Origin of the sequence: Bifidobacterium sp. ESL0763, assembly GCF_029433395.1 — a bacterium.
In the GTDB taxonomy this organism is placed as follows: Bacteria; Actinomycetota; Actinomycetes; order Actinomycetales; family Bifidobacteriaceae; genus Bifidobacterium.
This window is the reverse complement of record NZ_JAQTHW010000001.1, coordinates 215,135-232,595: the sequence shown is the minus strand read 5'-3', so window position 1 is coordinate 232,595 and position 17,461 is coordinate 215,135. Positions and strand designations below refer to the sequence as shown.

Below are 17,461 nucleotides of genomic sequence, written 5' to 3'. Positions count from 1 at the left end.
AATCGAGTGGTGCCGGTACTGGCATCGCCGGCACCGCCCGGCTCTAGTCGGGTTTCTCGCGTCGCCCGGAAGCGTCAACGAAAGCGATCATTTCGCATGCCTCCCCTTGCAGGTCAGCAGGCCCTTGCCCAGCAGGCCGCGACGGTACTGCTTCATGCCCTGGTAGCCGATGATCGACACCGCGACGGCAGCCACGGCGATCACGATCGTCCACCACGGGAAATTGCCGGTGAACGGCAGCTTGAACGCGGGAGGCGTGGGGTTGAAGTCCTTCTTGAGCACCTTCTTGGAGGCGTTGGTCTCGTTGTCGGTGGCGTAGGCCGTGATTGTGCCGGCCTTGGCGCCCAGCGGCACCGCAGCCTGCCAATCGCCGTTGGTATCCACGTCGACGCTCGACGGAGCGGTGGAGGGCGTGCCGGCCGGCCAGCTCAGATAGACCTTGGCGGGATGGGTCTCATCCGCCTTGACGATCGAGCTGGCGATGACAGGCGTGTTGGGGTCGGAGGTGACCTTGCCCTTCACCCAAGTGTTGTCGGCGCTGGTGATGGTGACCACCGGCGCGTAGAAGTCGACGCTCGTGGTGAGCGGCGTGGACTCGGCGGATACGCCATCCTTGTTGGTGGTGACCGCCACGAACTTGAAGTAGCAGCCTTGGCCACCCACGGGAGTGGGGGTGTTGGTGATGAACCACGAGACCGGCGTCTTGCAGGTCCAGCTCTGGTCATCGCCCTCGCCCACCGTCTGCTCGCAACTGGCGGAGGTGGTGCCGGGAATCTCGGTGCCGAGACCGGTTCCGCCACGCGTCGCCACGGCCGAACGTGTGGACTTGACCGACTTCTTCGACCTCGCTTGGCCGGTCGGCGGATCGGTGTGGATCGCGTAGAGCTTCATCGAGGAGTCGCCCTCCGTGGAGCTCATCTTGCCGCTGATCGTCACCTTCGTGTCGTTGCCGTCAGTGAGCGCGCCATCCAGCGTCGCCGTGTGCTGCGTATGCGGCACCTCGACGCTGGTGATCGTCGGCGCCTTGTCCGCCGGCGCGCTGAAGTTCACCAGGTCCAGCGGTGTGAAGTAGGACGAAAGGTCCATCTTCAGATGGTTCATCTCAGTCGTAGTATCCGTTTGGTACGCATGGTATCTTCGCACGCGCTCAATCGGGTTCGTTCGGTCGACGTAGTCAATGTCGCTCGAATTATTCGGCACCGAAATCGACCACGGACACTGGGGGATTTCAGGGTCTTCCTGGGTCACCTCAGGACACGTTGTCGGCACCCTGGCCGTCCCTATCAGGTGCCCGGTATCGCCATACTCATCGAGCACACCCTTCTGCAGGATGTTCTTCTTTGTATGGTCCGTATCGTTGAATGTCCCCGTTGAATTCGGCACATCCTCGAACAGGGAGATCAGCTGGTTCGGCGTACCCATGCCCTTGATCGTCGGAGCGTCAGCCGCCGAAAAATCGGAAGACTTGTTGTCCGCCAGGGGATACTGGGGATCGCTGCTATCGGTGATGGCGTTGAACCCGAGGTAGTCGCCCGCTTTCGCATTGGTCTTCGAGACGCCGGTGATGGTCGGTACCTTCGGACGGGTCACATCGTACTTGTAGAACGCGGTGTTGTTGACCCAGCCCTTGTCGACTTGAGCTTGAGCCTGTTCCTTGGTCATGTCTAGTGTGATACCAGGGTTACCAGTAGAATTGGTCTGATCAGGCACTCCGCAACCAGAGGCATCAACATTGGGCCAGCTGATCAGTTTAAAGTAGCCGTTACCGGGGTCCTCGGTCTTGGCCATCTTAAAGTTGATGTTACCTTCACTATCTTGTGCAGGCTGCATGGGCCCACCTGCCTGATTCATGCCCGTGGTCGACTGATAGAAGAGATTGTCGGTCTTACCGTCCTTTGGGTTCTCATTATAGGCAAATACCTTGTTCACAGTACCGTCATCACTGTCCGCGGGAAGGTTCGGAGCTCCGGAATGCTCTCTGGCCAGTGCCTGTCCGGTTGCGAGTTGCGCCGATGTGCCCGTCAATGAGGTCACCGGTACCCATTGGTCATTGTTTTTAAGCTCAACCCATTGCCACCAATAAGATGAATAAGTATTACATGAGTGTGCCGGATTCGTAACCCAGCTCCTGCTCTTGTTGTCTGTATACCAAGCGATATTGAATGACGCCCACGGAGCGACACCTTCGGCAGTAGGCGTAAGACTAGAAGTTGACCTTGTTTTGTCTCCATTTCTCACTTGGTCATGATTTCCCTTGCTATCTTCCAATGGACTATAGAATGAGCCGCCCAGACCGTAATCCGCAACCAACCCCCAATTGGACTGATTAGCCGTCCACAATTTCTTGGGTTGATCGTTATAGCTCATATAGAGGCTCGGCACATTACAAGCAGGCAAATAATCCTTATTGGTCTCATCGCCATCGCAATCCGGGAATAGGTGCACCTTATAACCAGCCATGATGTTGGTCGTCAAATCATGGTGATTCGCCTGATAATCTTGGAAATCGGCAGTGCTTTTCAATGGATATCCGGAAACATCATAGGCTGCAGGACCCACCGTCAGATAGACTTGTGCAGCATCAGTCAAACGCCCCTCTTTAGTCGTACTCTTCCACCAGCCAGCACCATATCCAGTATCTCTATTGGGATAGTCTTCATCGGCGACGAATGAGATGGTGAGATAATCATAGAGGCCAGAATGGATAATCTTGTGGATAGTGAAATATTCATGTTGGTTGGCAGCCCAAACATTCGCGCCATCGCGACCGACGGATGTAGGCGCATATAAGATTCCTTCATCCGACTTATTTTTACCTTGATTGGTGCTGAAATCCTCACCGATAGTGTCACCACTGACCCTATTGTTAATATAGTTATATTTCATCCTAAGGCCGGTATCACCGCTTGGAGATAAGGAATGGAGCGGATTGCCATTGGGATCAGTGGTGGCAGAAACTTCACCATGTGCCACACGAACCACCGCATCAAGACGATTTTCATCGATATCTGTGTTCATCTTGTCGTTGTATGCGAGCATCTGGAACAACACAGGCTTACGATCGGCGCCATTGGGCGCACAACGAGCATCAGTCTTACGCCAGTCACTGCGCGTCGTGTCATTCGGATCGCCACGCGTCGCACCGCTGGATTCACCAGACGCCATGCAATCTGTCTGCGAGGCCGAAGACAGCACCGACACGGATGCGGGAATCGCCACGGCACATATCATCGTCACCACGGCGATGATGCATCCGAGACTTGCTGAAAGCCTACGCTGCTTCACAAAATCACGTCCTTCTAGACGAATCGACCTTGTCCGCCCCAAGCGTCCCCTACGTTCGGAGCAGACATCAATCCTTTACCCGCGTGTGTAGTCAATCGTAAAATTGAACGTTCCATGCTGTGATTCATATCACGGGTCTTACATTGATAAGAATACTTCGTATGACGACATAAAAACGGTCGATGCCTTTGTTGCCATAGCCAAATATCTAGTCATTTGCCGAAAAAGAGACAATTTTCAGTTCCTGGAGTTCGCATAGGCTGCATAATTATGCATCCCTATCAATCCATCCGATTCCGCGTTTTCAAAACGTTTGAAGCAATCTGCCGATCGTTATCCATCACCGCTATGCACTACGTTTATTACCCGTTATTTAGACATTTTTTCATCACAGACCCTTCACATTCCCGGGCGCGTCCGTTATTCATTTGGCAACAAAGCGCTTACGGGTTAAGAGGATTCTGCGCAAGCGACGATAATTCCAGTCATATCGCGCAACCTTGTTCGTGAGTCAACTCACTCGCAGCACCGTCCGAACGCGCCTCCCCGACGAGACTTCGCTCACAATAAGCTGCTTCCAAACCCCGTACCCAACCATGAGCCATCACACCGTGTCACCCGCCGCGTTTACCGCCAACGCGAAGGCAAGGAGAACGGATCCAATCCGGTGAAGCCCCGAAACCCAACGCGCAATATACAAATCCACCGAACTTGCCAGCGAACTTACCAACTACTTACCACTTAACATGTCAGATTGATAAGTTGTTGGCATGTTAAGTGGTAAGTTGCATGACAAAGAAGTGCTCGACGAGAATCACACGCGGTATAGCGGATTCATCGGTTGCGGCATCGGAGACCTTTCGAGGACTAGGCGAGCAGCAAAGCTTTCATCGAAAGGGGCTGCAATCGGTAGGGACATAAGTCCTCCTTATTCAATAAGACACCGTCGGCCCTGGCGCTACACAACGAGCACCGAGGCCGAGGCGTATCCGCCGCAGGTCGCCGCCGGAATCACGCTCGTAAGCAATTTCGCGCCTACCCGAGCAACCAGTCCATGGCATTGACGACCTCGATACCCTCGACCTCGCCCAGACCGACCGCGTCATAGGTGATGACCATGCGCCGGATGCCCTGCTCGGCAGACAGCCTCGCCAACGCTCGCAACGGTTCCAGCTCGCGCTGCCTGGTCTTCGGGTCGAGCATGCTGGCCGTCACCTGGATCGCCAGTTTGGCGTCAGGCCGGATCGCCACGAAATCGACCTCAGCGGCGCCCAGCCGGCCCACGCGCACGTCGTAACGCCTCACCAACAACTCGTTGTAGACCGCGTTCTCAAGCGCGAAGCCGAAATCGGACGCAGGGAAATCCAGCAGCATGTTGCGGATGCCCATGTCGGCCGGGTAATACTTGCCGCCGCCCTGCAGGTAGGCACCGCCGCGGATGTCGTAACGCCGCGATTTCGAAAACAGGAACGCATCCACCAGACCCTGCACATAGCGCTCGACCGTGGTGCCGGAAGGCTTGCGGTGGGCGGCGGCCAGGCGACGCTCGATTTTCGCCACCGACACACTGGAACCGGCGGTCTCGGCCAGGAAGCGGGCGATGTCGGCGAGCACTTCCATGTTGCGCACCTGCACATGCTGGGCAACGTCCTTGACCACCACCGTGTTGTAGATACCGGAGAGCATGACCGAGGCGAGGTCGCGGTCGTCGCCTTGGTCCACCACCGGCGGCAGACCACCGTAGGCCAGGTAGCGGGTGAGTGCCTTCGTGCGGGCATCGGCCGACGCATCGGAACCGGCAGCGAAACCGGGGACTCCCGCATAGTCCACGAACTCGCGGAACGAAAGCGGATGGACGTGGATCTCCTCGTAGCGACCGGAAAGCAGCGTCGAGATCTGCGAAGAGAGCAGATAGGCGTTGGAACCGGTGAGATAGATGTCGGCGTCGGCATCCACGCGCAAGGCATTGACCGCACGCTCCCAGTGGTCGATCAGCTGCGGCTCGTCCAAGAGCACGTAATAATGGCCGCTCTCCGGCATCTGACGCTGTAACCACGCGGTGAGATCACGGTAATCGGCGATGTCGAAGAACTCGGAGGACTCGAGATTCGCGGTGACGATCCGCTTCGCCGGCACGCCCTTGCCGCGCAGATATTGCGCCAGCAGCATCAGCAGGCTCGATTTGCCGCAACGGCGCATGCCGGTGACGACCTTGACGGCGCCGTTGTCGAGTGTTTTCTCGAGCATCTCGAGATAGCGCGGGCGCTGCTGCAGGTGGGCCTCGGCGTAGCGCGACAGCGAATCCACCTTGCCCTTGGCATTATCGGCGACCATGGTTCACCAACTTTCCCCAGTATACTAGTAAAAGTCCCTTTTTCTTCGTACTTTCACCAGTATACTATGAAAAGTCTATTTTTATTCGCGCTTTCACCAGTATAATATAAAAAGTTTGTCTGATTGAGACGCGGCAGCGACCGAACGACCAGCCTCAGGCACGGCCGGACCACTGGGGGTTGATGCTCATGGTCTGGAAGCGGTGGCGCATCACCTCGTCGCCGAAGTGCTCGCCGAAGAAACGGGTGACCGGCGAGGTCTGCGGCAGCCCGGCGACGCGGCCGTACCAGCAGTCGAGCGCCATCAGGGTGACCGCGATGTCGACCAGCATGAACGCCAGCGCCACCGCTGTGAGGGCATAGCGCCACTTCCACGGAATGAGGTTGACGAACTTGAGCAGCCACGGCAGCAGCTCGCGCACCCAGAAGAGGCCGGCCAGGCCCCAGAAGATCATGTACTTGCCGCTGGTCCTGCCGCCGAACAGGGGCAGCCAGTCGTTCGCGTAGTTCCAGGCGACGATGCCGAAGGCCACCTGCATGAACCAGGCGACGAACGCCTCGAATGCCCCGCCGATCACCGCGCTGGCGCAGAAGATCAGCGCCGCGTTGGCGTGCCAGAGCCGGTTGAGGAACATGGTGAGGATGACCACGCCGAAGCCGTAGATCGGCGAGAACGGTCCCCACATCAGCCCCGCGCGGTCCTGCCACTCGTTGAAGAAGATGAGGTGGTAGACCTCCTCGACGAACAGGCCGCCCACGCAGCCGACCACGAACAGCCAGAAGACGTTGAAGACGTTGAGCTCGACGTAGCCCTTGCCGCTGGGGTCGCGCCCGAGCATGCCGGCGTCCTTCGCCTCCACGTACTCGTCGCGCTCGTCCATCCGCTTGAGCTTGCGCTGCACGGCCCGCTCGCCCAGCAGAGCCGGGTCGAGGGCGATGGCGAGCGCCACCAGGATCACGACCTGCACCAGCGAGAGGCCGACGCCGAAGCCGAGGCCCTGCAGCGCCAGCGAGAGCATGCCCTGGGCCACGGTGACCGCCATCAGCACGTAGGCCCACCGTGCGGCGTGGCGGCGTTGGTCGCGCAGCAGCATGACGCCGAAGACGATCAGCGCCACCGCGTTGGCCAGCGAGACGAGGGCCTGCGCGCAGGTGAGCAGGAAGGTGAGGTCGAGCGCGTCGACGTGCAGGCGGCCGACGAGGATGCTGCGCACGCCCACCACGATCGCGTAGGCGACGTAGGGCACGGCCACCAGGCCGACGGCCAGCACCAGGAAGCCGCAGACGCGGGCGATGACACGGATGCGGCGGGAAGCGCGGGAGGTACGAGAGGTACGAGAGGCACGAGAGGCACGAGAGGCCGAATGCGTCGTGGTCCCCGCAACGGAGTCCTCGGCCCCGCCTGGGATGTTTGCCAAGATCCGCGCCGGATCGCACGTCTGCGCGCCCTTCGGCTTCCCCGCATGTTCGGTATCGGGAGCAACTCCCATGGCCAACTCCCTCTTACTCGTTGTGCTTGTTTTGGCCGTCCGCGATCTTCAGCTCGCGGTCTTCGGCTCGTCCCTACAAGGCTACCCCGCACGGCGACCGCGGCCCATGGGAATCCACGCTATCGGCGGAAACGAATCCGGCGGAACAGTGCCAATGGGCCAGAGACATCCGACGGATTTATGTGGTACAATATTCAATTGTTTCCCCGGCTTTCTCCTTGAGGCAAGAAGTCGACGAAGAGGACATGCCACCCGGCAAAGCCATCATCCACGCCATGCCGATGCGCAAGAAATACTGACCCTGTCTCATCAAAGGCGGCAGAACATGAAAGACGGAATACTTGATTTTGACGACTTCCCGCCGGAGGAGGCTGCGGAACTGCGCGCTACCTACAAGGAGGCGGAACGCGGCTACACCGACGAGCAGATACGCCACAGCAAGATCCGCTACCCCGGCCACCCGCTGCTGACCGCGAGGGCGAACCTGGGCAACCGCATCATCAACACGGTCACCGACCACCGTCGCCGCGGGCGCCCGCTCACCGTCGGCAAGACCCGCGCCGACAGCGTGATCCGCGTACGGCTTGACAGCGCGCGCAAGAACGCGCTCAAGTCCTATATGAAGAAGCACCACATCGCCAACCTGAGCACCGCCGTCCGGCAGCTGCTCGACATCGCCCTGGCCGCGGACTGAGCAACGGCCGCACCCGCACGAGCGTTGCGCTCATGACATAAGGTTCCGGGCGGCGAATATGGTGAGACCTCGGACATCAATGACTTCAAGGAGCAATCCATGCACACAGTGTTGGCCATCCTAAGGCGTGACATCATGCGCCTGCTGAGGGTGCCCGCGGCGTGGGTGGTGCTCTTCGGCCTCGTCTTCATCCCACCGCTCTACGCGTGGTTCAACATCGCCGGGTTCTGGAACCCCTATGGCAACACGCAGGGCATCCAGGTCACCGTGGCCAATGACGACCGCGGCGCCAACGCCAAGCCGATGGGCAGGCTCAACATGGGCAACCAGATCGTCCAGCAGCTCAAGGGCAACAAGCAGATGGGCTGGAACTTCGCCAGCGAGCAGGAGGCGATGCGCCGGGTGGAGTCGGGCGAGAGCTACGCGGCGATCGTGATCCCCAAGGATTTCAGCGCGCGCACGGCCGGGGTGCTGCAGGGCGGCAGCAAGCGGCCGACGCTCGAATACTACGTCAACGAGAAGGCGAACGCGCTGGCCAGCCGCATCACCGACACCGGCGCTTCCACGGTCGACAGCCAGGTCAACGAGACCTTCGTGGCCACGGTGAGCAAGGTGGTCTCGGGAGTGGTCAACAAGACCGGCGAGCGCATCGATGCCAAGACCGGCACCGCCACCGCCGACACCATACGCGACCTGCGCGCCACACAGAAATCCGTGGCCGACATCCGCGCCGACATCAACGACCTGACCGACTCGCTCGCCGACGTGCCCAACCGCACGAAGGTGGCGCGCGGCACCCTGCAGCAGGCGCGTCAGAGCAGCCTGCAGACCGCCAGGCAGCTGGACGGCACCTCCACCGCGATCACCCAGACACAGGCCGCGCTGGGCGAGTTCACCGGTTCGATGGGCGGCACGCTCGACCAGAGCTCGAGCCTGCTCTCGCAAGCCAGCTCGCAGGCCAACGTCACCATCAACTCGATCGCCGCCGGGCTCACGCAGGCCAACGGCGACGTGGGCTCGGCGCTGAGCACCGCCAAGCAGATCAACCGCGCCACCGGCCGGCTCATCGACGCGCTCGACGCCTCGGGCGCGCCCGGCAGCGCGGCGGCCGTCGCCAACCTGCGCCAGCAGAACCAGCGCCTGGCCGAATCGATCGACTCGCTCAGCGATCTCAATTCCAGCCCGAACCTCGGTGCGACCGTCTCGAGCACGGTCTCGGCGGCCAACGGCATCGACAAGGCGACCCAGACCGCGCTCTCCAACTCCGCGCAGGCCCGCAAATCGCTGGCCTCCGACGCCCTGCCCCAGCTCAACAGCGGGCTGACCGGCCTCGCCGGATTCGCGGCCACCTCCAGCGCCGACCTCACCTCGCAGGGCTCGCTGGTCAACCAGTCCGGCCTGGTGCTCGACCAGCTCGACCAGGCGTGCGCCACCGCGTCGAAGGCGCTCAAGGGCACCGACAAGGGCCTGGCCAACCTGCAGGGCCAGCTGGCCACGATCACCACCGACATCTCCGCGCTCTCCGGCTCGTCCGCGCTGGACGGGGACGGCGCGCTGGCGAAGGCCATCGGCGGCAGCGGCAAGCTCGACGCCACGAAGATCGCCGACTTCATGCTCTCCCCCACCGTGCTCGACACCAAGGTGGTCTACCCGGTCAAGACCTACGGCTCGGGGATGGCGCCGCTCTTCACGAACCTGACGCTGTGGGTCGGCGCGTTCATGCTCGTGGTGCTGATGAAGCTCGACGTGGATGACGACGACCTCGAGAGCGTGGGCCTGCGCGGCCTCAAGGGCGTCAGCCCGCGGCCGACGCCCGGTCAGCGATACTGGGGCCGCTGGGCGCTTTTCGCGATCATCGCCGCGCTGCAGGCCATCGTGACCGTGCTGGGCGAGCTGGTGATCGGGGTGCAGTGCCACAACGTGCCCGTCTTCCTCGTCACCGCCGTGCTCGCCTCGATGGTCTACGTGAGCATCACCTACTCGCTCTCCACCTCGTTCATGCACGTGGGCAAGGCGCTGTGCGTGGGGCTGGTGATCATCCAGATCCCCGGCTCGTCGGGCATGTACCCCATCGAGATGATGCCGAAGTTCTTCCGCCTACTCTACCCCTTCTTCCCGTTCACCTACTCGATCAACGCGCTGCGCGAGACCATCGCCGGCTTCTACCGCGCCGACTGGCTGGTCAACATGGCCAAGCTGATGGTCTTCGCGGTGCTCTTCTTCGTGCTCGGGCTGGTGGTCCGGCCGCATATGGGCGCGCTGCGCCAGCTGGTCGACCGGCAGCTGGGGGCCACCGACATCTTCGTCAACGAGCCGTCGCTGCATAAACCGCGCCAATACCGGGTCACGCAGGCGCTGAGCCTGCTGGCCAACAAGGCGGAATACCGGGCGGCCATCGAGCGGCGCGCGCACAAATTCGCCCTGCTCTACCCCAAGATCATGCGCGGCACGCTGGCCTTCGGCATCGCGGTGCCGGTGGCGATGGGGGTCATCTTCTCGCTGACGAACGGCACGCGCGTGGTGGCGCTGGCCGCCTGGCTCATCTGGTTCCTGGCCACGATCATCTTCCTGGTGGCGGTGGAGGCGATCCGCGACAGCCTGGCCCGGCAGGTGCAGCTGGGCAATCTTGACGACGACGCCGTGCGGACGCTGCTGCACGAGGACCAGCGGGGAGGCAAGGCGCGATGAGCACGATATGGAAACTCTTCACCGGCGACGTGCGACGCATCACCGGCAACGTCATCTCGATCATCATCCTCATCGGGCTGGTGGTCATCCCCGCGCTGTTCACATGGTTCAACGTGACGGCGAGCTGGGATCCGTTCGGCAACAGCAAGAACCTCAAGTTCGCCGTGGCAAGCGTGGACGAGGGCTATTCCGGCGACCTCGTGCCCGTCAAGATGCGGTTGGGCGACCAGGTAATCAGCCAGCTGCGCGCCAACAGCCAGCTCGACTGGACCTTCACCACCAAGGACCAGGCCATCGAGGGCACCAAGTCCGGCAAATACTACGCGGCCGTGGTCATCCCCAAGCATTTCAGCCGTGACATGATGACGTTCTTCTCCAAGGACGCCAAGCACGCCACGCTCACCTATTACACCAACGAGAAGAAGAACGCCGTGGCCTCGAAGGTGACCGGGCAGGGCGCCGACGAGATCAGCAAGGAGGTCAACGAGACCTTCGCCAGGACCATCACCACCACCGCGCTCGACGTGGCCGGCGGGCTCTCCAAGCAGCTGGATTCACCGGACGCCCGGCAGCGCATCGGCACCTTCAACGGCAACGTGGCCGACCTCGCCGCCCAGCTCGACGACGCCGCCACCAACGTGGGCGTCTACAGCGGGCTGCTCGCCTCCTCGCAGACTCTGCTTTCCAGCTCCGACAAGCTTCTGCGCAGCACCTCGGCGGACGCGGGCAAGTCGCTGCGGCAGATGAGACAGGCGGGCAAGAGCGTGCACGACGTCTCCGGGGCGCTGGACACCTCGGTCGACACGCTGCTCAAGGCGCTCAAGGCCAGCAGCGCCGGCAACGCGGCCATCGGCACGGACATCGACCACGCGTTCACCAGCGCGGGCAGGTCCTCCGCCGACGTCTCGGCGACCATGCGCACGCAGGCCGGGCTCATCGGCGATCAGGCGGCGCAGTACCAGTCCATCCGCGACTCGCTGGCCGCGGCGGGAGGCTCGACGCCCAACCTGAACGACATCCTCGCCACGCTCGACGATCTCATCGCCCAGCAGAAGTCGCTGCAGAACGCGCTGAACGACGCCGCCACCAAGCTCGACCAGCACACCGCCGACGCCGAGGCGCAGCGCGAGCAGATCGTCAGCCTCGCCAACCAGTCCAAGACTTCGATCGACGGGCTCAACCAGAGCTTCGAGCAGACGCTGAAACCGCATATCGCCCAGATCTCCCAGTCGCTGGCGGGCATCTCGGGCTCGATCGACACCACCGACGCCACGCTCAAGGGCAGCGTCTCGGCGCTGGGCGACGCCACCGGCAAGATCGGCGGGAAGCTCGACGGCGCCAAGCAGACCCTCGACGGCACGGCCGACTCTCTGACGCGGGCGAGCAAGCGGCTGACCACGTTCAGCCACGAGCTCTCCAAGGCGCTCGACACCAACGACATGGCGAAGGTGCGCAAGCTGCTTTCCGGCGATTCCGACCAGCTCGCGGGGGCCCTGGCCGCGCCCGTGCAGCTGCACCGCAACGCCGTCTTCCCGGTGGAGAACTTCGGCACCTCGCTCACGCCGTTCTACACCTTCATCCCGCTGTGGGTCGGCTCGCTGCTGATGGCGCTGGCCATCAAGACCGACGTCTCCCCGGCCATCCGGCGCAGGCTCGGCGAGGCGAAGGCCGGGTGGAGCTGGGCGCGGCGGCGCAGGAGGAACGGCGGCCTTCGAAGCGGCAGAGATGGTGCGGTCGCGGCGACGGCTGTGGGCACGAGCGCGGGCGCGACCGAGGATGCGGCAGACGCACCGGACTCGGCGGCTACGGGCGAAGCAACCAAGGGCGCGGTCGTATCGAATACGGAAACGACCACGGCCACGGCAATGACTGCGAAGACGGCAACGGGCGACCGCGACCTCGCCGATACCATGGATATTCCGGTGGTGGACGGTGGCGACGATGTGGCGTCCGACAAGACATCCAAGACCGACAAGACCGTGACGGCTGCCAATAGCGCAGACCACGAGCAGACCGAAAGCATCCCCATCGACCAGGCCGGCCGCCTGTTCGAGGAGCCGAAGCCGCACGAGCTCTTCCTCGGCCGCCTCGGGGTGTTCATGCTCATCTCGCTGCTGCAGAGCACCTTCTCATGCCTCGGCACCCTGCTGTTCCTGCGCGTCCACGTAGTGCACCCGCTGCTCTTCATGCTCTCCGGCTGGGTCTCCGGGCTGGTCTACGCCATCGTGATCTATACGCTGGTGGCCTGCTTCGGCACCATCGGCAAGGCGCTGACGGTCATCGTGCTGGTCATGCAGATCTCGGGCTCGTCGGGCACCTACCCGCCGCAGGTGCTGCCGAGCTTCATCCGCGTGATCAACCCGCTGCTGCCGGCCACGCATTCCATCCAGGCCATGCGCGCCGCCATCGCCGGCATTTACCAAGGCGACTTCTGGATCCAGATGGGTATCGTGCTCGTCTATGCGGCGGTGATGCTCGTCATCGGGCTGCTCATGCCCAAGCCCTCGAAATTCAACCGATGGTTCACCGGCCAGATCGAGCGCACCAAGCTCATCTAGGGCGGGAGGTGCGCGGCAATCCTATCAAGGGTTTCGCAGGCGATAATACCCTATTTCCATATACGACGATGGCCGCCGCAACCGCGAAAGTTGCGACGGCCATCATCATCTCCGGCGTCTCAGGCCCCGGACCCTGGCCCTCGCCTCAAGCCCTGGGCCAGACCAGGCCAGTCCGGATCAGGCCACGAGCGTGGAGAACTGGCTGTTGTAGAGGTCGGCGTAGAAGCCGCCCTTGGCCAGCAGCTCGTCGTGGGTGCCGCGCTCGACGATGTCGCCGTGGTTCATCACGAGGATCATGTCGGCGTTGCGGATGGTCGAGAGACGGTGCGCGATCACGAAGCTCGTACGGCCCACGGTCAGCGCGTCCATGGCCTTCTGGATGAGCTCTTCGGTGCGGGTGTCGACCGACGAGGTGGCCTCGTCCAGGATCAGGATCGGCGCGTCCTGCACCATCGCGCGGGCGATCGTCAGCAGCTGTCGCTGGCCGGCCGAAAGCGAGGACTTGTCGTCGAGCACGGTGTCGTAGCCCTGGGGCAGCGAGCGCACGTAATGGTCGAGCCCGACGGCCTTGCACGCCTCCTCGATCTGCTCGTCGGTGACGCCCTTCTTGGCGTAGGCCACGTTCTCGCGCACGGTGCCGTGGAAGACCCAGGTGTCCTGCAGCACCATCGAGAACTGCTCGTGCACGTTGGCACGCGGGACGGTGGAGGTGTCGATGCCGTCGATGGTCATGGAGCCGCCGTCGATGTCGTAGAAGCGCATCAGCAGGTTCACCATGGTGGACTTGCCGGCGCCGGTCGGGCCGACGATGGCGACCTTCTGCCCGGCCTTGACGCTCGCGGAGAAGTCGTGGATGATCGTCTTGCCGGGCTCGTAGCCGAAGTTGACGTCCTTGAACTCCACGTCGCCACGCACGCGCGTCGCCTTGCCGGTCTTCGGGTCGCGGCCCAAGAGCGCGGGCTTGGCGGACTCGTCGCTCATCTCGGGCTCCTCAAGGAAACCGAAGACGCGTTCGGAGGCGGCGGCGCAGCGCTGCAGGTTCTGGAAGGCCTGCGCGAACTGCGAGAGCGGCTGGGTGAAGAGGCGCACGTACATCATGAACGCCACGATGACGCCGAACTCAATCTTGCCGTCGATGGCGAGCGCCCCGCCCACGATGCAGACGGCCACGAAGCTCAGGTTGCCGATCATGTTCATCATCGGGCCCATCAGGCCGGAGAGGAACTGGCTCTTCCACGCGGAATCGTAGAGGTCGTTGTTGTACTTCTCGAACTTGCGGATGGAGTCGGCCTCGCCGTTGTAGGCCTTGACGACGACGTGGCCGGCGTACATCTCCTCGACGTGGCCGTTGACGTCGCCGAGCGCGATCTGCTGGCGGGCGAAGTACTTCTGCGAGTACTTCATGATGAGCATCATCACCACGATGCCGAGCAGCGAGACCACGATGGCGCACAGGGTCATGATGACGTTGTTGTAGAACATCATGATTAGCGAGCCGAAGAACAGCGTGACCGAGGTGATCAGCATGCCCAACGACTGGCCGAGCGTCTGGCCGATGGCGTCGACGTCGTTGGTGATGCGCGAGAGCACGTCGCCGTAGCTGGTCTTGTCGAAGTACTTGAGCGGCAGCCTGTTGATCTTGTCGCTGATCGAGCGGCGCAGGCCCTGGCCGACGCGCTGGGTGACGGTGGACATCATCCACTGCTGGATGTAGCCCAACACCGCGTAGCCCACGTAGAGGCCGACGAGCAGCCACGCGATGCGCGTGACCTCGCCCATGTCGACCGCACCCATCACGGGCATGCCGTGCACCATGGAGGGCAGGCCCTTGGCGATGGCGTTGGTCATGTTCTTGAGCTGGTCGGGCCCGATGATCTGGCAGATGGTGCCGGCGGCGCCCAGGACCAGCGCGGCGACGATGGCGGGCAGGTACTTCCTGCAGTACCGCACCAGCTTGAGCATCACCCCGCCGAAATCGGCCGGCTTCTCGACCGGCCCCCTCATTCTTGGCATGTTTTCTTCCTTTTAAAGATTGTTTTCCGAATTCACGCACACACTAACTGGAGAATCAAAAAATCTTCCGCGGAATTCCGCCCCTCTTTTTTTAATTCTTGAGTTAGTGTGTGCGTCACTCACGCGGCCAGCTCGTCCGGGCTCAGCTGCGAGGCGGCGATCTCCTTGTAGACCTCGCAGTTCTCGAGCAACTCCTGATGGCTGCCCTGGCCGACGACCTTGCCGTCGTCGAGCACGACGATCCGGTCGGCGTCCATGATGGTGCCGACGCGCTGGGCGACGATGAGCTTGGTGGCCCCGGCCGCGTGCTGCTTCAGGGCGTCGCGCACCTTGCGGTCGGTCTTGAAGTCGAGGGCGCTGAACGAGTCGTCGAAGACCATGATCTCGGGCTGGCGGTAGACGGCGCGGGCGATGGAGAGTCGCTGCTTCTGGCCGCCGGAGACGTTGGAGCCGCCCTGGGCGATGGGCGAATCGTAGCCACCGTCCATGCGCTCGACGAATTCGCTGGCCTGCGCCACCTCGCTGGCGGCGCGCACGCCCGCCTTCTGCTCGTCGCTCAGCTCGTCGCGCTCCCCTTCGCTGGCGATCAGCTCCAGCTCGCGCTTGCGGCCCTTGGCGGTGGAGGTGTCGGCCACCTCGACGTCTCCGGACTCGCCGGCCCGGTCGCCGTAGCTGACGTTGGACGCCACGGTGCCCTTGAACATCACGGATTCCTGCGGCACGTAGCCGATCTTGTCGCGCAGCGCCTTGATGTCGTAGTCGCGCACGTCGACGCCGTCGATCAGCACCTCGCCCTCGGTGGCGTCGTAGAAGCGCAGCACCAGGTTGACCAGGGTCGATTTGCCGGAGCCGGTGGAGCCGATGAAGGCGACCGTCTCGCCCTTGCGCGCGGTGAAGCTGACGCCGCGCAGCATCTCGTCGCGGGTGCCCGGGTAGGCGAAGCCGACGTTGCGGAACTCCACGGTGCCTTCCTCGCCGGGCTTGCCTTCCCTCAGCTCGCCGGACTTGACGGACGGCTCGGTGTTGAGCACCTCCATGACGCGCTGGGCGGAGACGTCGGCGCGCGGCCAGAGCACGAAGACCATGCTCAGCAGCAGGAAGGCCATGATGACCTGCATCGCGTAGCTGGAAAAGACGACCATGTTCGAGAAGTAGGTCAGGCGGTCGCCCGGCAGCGCGGCGTCCTTGATGAGGTAGGCGCCGATCCAGTAGATGGCGAGGCCGAGGCCGTTCATCACGCTGGACATCACCGGAATCATCGCGCCCATGGTGCGGGTGGTGAAGAGCTGGGTGTTGGTCAGCTCGTCGTTGACGCGGGCGAATTTGGCCTCCTGGTAGTCCTCGGCGTTGTAGGCGCGGACCACACGCAGGCCGGTCAGGTTCTCGCGGGCCACGGCGTTGATGTTGTCGGTCAGGCGCTGCATCGAGCGGAACTTCGGCATGACCATGGCCATGATGATGAGCACGAACGCGAGCATCACCACGGTGGCGATGGCCGTCGCGAGCGTCCACTGGAAGCCCTTGCCCACGATCTTGCAGACCGCCCACACGGCCATGATCGGCGCGCGGAAGACCAGCAGTACGCCCATGGTGATGAACATCTGGATCTGGGTGATGTCGTTGGTGGAGCGGGTGATCAGCGAGGCGGTGGAGAACCTGTTCATCTCGGCCGGCCCGAAGGACTCGACCTTGCGGAACTCGAGCGAGCGCAGACGCTGGCTGAACGAGGCGCCAACCCGGGCCATGAGGTAGCCGACGATGACGGCGCAGACCACGGAGCCGAGCGAGACGAGCAGCATCTTGCCGCCCTCTTTCCAGATATCGGCCATGGCGCTGCCCTTGGTCTCGACCAGCGCCGTGACCTTGGACATGTAGTCCGGCAATTTCAGGTCGAAGAAGACCTGGCCGGCGATGAACGCGAGGCTCAGCAGCATCTGGCCGATCTCCGTCTTGGAGAGGTATTTGCTGATGCGAAGCATGGATCCCCTTTCATACTTCCTTGGGATGGACGACGAATTGTCGACTACCCATACATTACTTACAGTGTTAGATATTTCGTTGGCTGAGCGTTACCTTACACTCAACCTCTACGCTTCATCTGAATTTCGCTTTGCGCTTGAACCGGGTTGGCAGCCGCGATTGGCGCTATGCATCGGAAGGTTTCCGGCAGAACGCACGGGCCAAGCGACAAGCCCGAATCCGATATCGAGCCACGCCAGAGGGACGCATCAAACGACTCGCCTCAAGCCACGCGCACCAGGCAAGCCACGTCAGACGAACACCCCGCATCAGGCATCAGGCCACACACCAGACGACCCACCCCGGTTTACGCGCACCAGGCAACCCATATACCGGCCCCACGCACATCAGGCACCGGACAGGCAGCAGACCACACATGCC

8 protein-coding genes are annotated in these 17,461 nt (G+C 62.4%); 3 read left to right on the top strand and 5 right to left on the bottom strand.

What is annotated here, in order from left to right:
• Nucleotides 1-87 precede the first annotated feature (87 nt).
• From PT282_RS00725 to PT282_RS00715, 3 genes are all read right to left on the bottom strand, one after another.
• Nucleotides 88-3,285 carry a hypothetical protein gene (locus tag PT282_RS00725; protein ID WP_277167685.1) on the bottom strand — a complete coding sequence of 1,066 codons (3,198 nt, stop codon included), beginning with the start codon at nucleotides 3,283-3,285 and terminating at the stop codon, nucleotides 88-90.
• Nucleotides 3,286-4,320: 1,035 nt separating this feature from the next.
• Nucleotides 4,321-5,619: an ATP-binding protein gene (locus PT282_RS00720; RefSeq protein WP_277167684.1), complete on the bottom strand. Its 1,299-nt coding sequence runs from the start codon at nucleotides 5,617-5,619 to the stop codon at nucleotides 4,321-4,323.
• Nucleotides 5,620-5,773: 154 nt separating this feature from the next.
• Nucleotides 5,774-7,036: a putative ABC transporter permease gene (locus PT282_RS00715; protein ID WP_277167683.1), complete on the bottom strand. Its 1,263-nt coding sequence runs from the start codon at nucleotides 7,034-7,036 to the stop codon at nucleotides 5,774-5,776.
• Nucleotides 7,037-7,433: 397 nt separating this feature from the next.
• Here PT282_RS00715 and PT282_RS00710 point away from each other — a divergent pair, with 397 nt between their 5' ends.
• The 3 genes from PT282_RS00710 to PT282_RS00700 all read left to right on the top strand — a co-directional run bounded on the left by PT282_RS00710 (nucleotide 7,434) and on the right by PT282_RS00700 (nucleotide 13,048).
• Nucleotides 7,434-7,802 carry a hypothetical protein gene (locus tag PT282_RS00710; RefSeq protein ID WP_277167682.1) on the top strand — a complete coding sequence of 123 codons (369 nt, stop codon included), beginning with the start codon at nucleotides 7,434-7,436 and terminating at the stop codon, nucleotides 7,800-7,802.
• 99 nt (nucleotides 7,803-7,901) lie between these two features.
• Nucleotides 7,902-10,490 (top strand): YhgE/Pip domain-containing protein, encoded by a 2,589-nt coding sequence (locus PT282_RS00705; RefSeq protein WP_277167681.1) that lies wholly within the window; start codon nucleotides 7,902-7,904, stop codon nucleotides 10,488-10,490.
• The gene (locus PT282_RS00700; RefSeq protein ID WP_277167680.1) at nucleotides 10,487-13,048 is read left to right on the top strand and encodes a YhgE/Pip domain-containing protein; all 2,562 of its coding nucleotides are present in this window, start codon (nucleotides 10,487-10,489) and stop codon (nucleotides 13,046-13,048) included. The genes PT282_RS00705 and PT282_RS00700 overlap by 4 nt, the downstream gene beginning before the upstream one ends.
• Nucleotides 13,049-13,225: 177 nt before the next feature.
• Here PT282_RS00700 and PT282_RS00695 read toward each other — a convergent pair whose 3' ends face one another.
• Both PT282_RS00695 and PT282_RS00690 read right to left on the bottom strand, forming a co-directional pair.
• The gene (locus PT282_RS00695) at nucleotides 13,226-15,061 is read right to left on the bottom strand and encodes an ABC transporter ATP-binding protein (RefSeq protein WP_277167679.1); all 1,836 of its coding nucleotides are present in this window, start codon (nucleotides 15,059-15,061) and stop codon (nucleotides 13,226-13,228) included.
• Nucleotides 15,062-15,180: 119 nt separating this feature from the next.
• Nucleotides 15,181-17,040, bottom strand: a complete 1,860-nt coding sequence (locus tag PT282_RS00690) for an ABC transporter ATP-binding protein (protein ID WP_277167678.1) — start codon at nucleotides 17,038-17,040, stop codon at nucleotides 15,181-15,183.
• Nucleotides 17,041-17,461 lie beyond the last annotated feature (421 nt).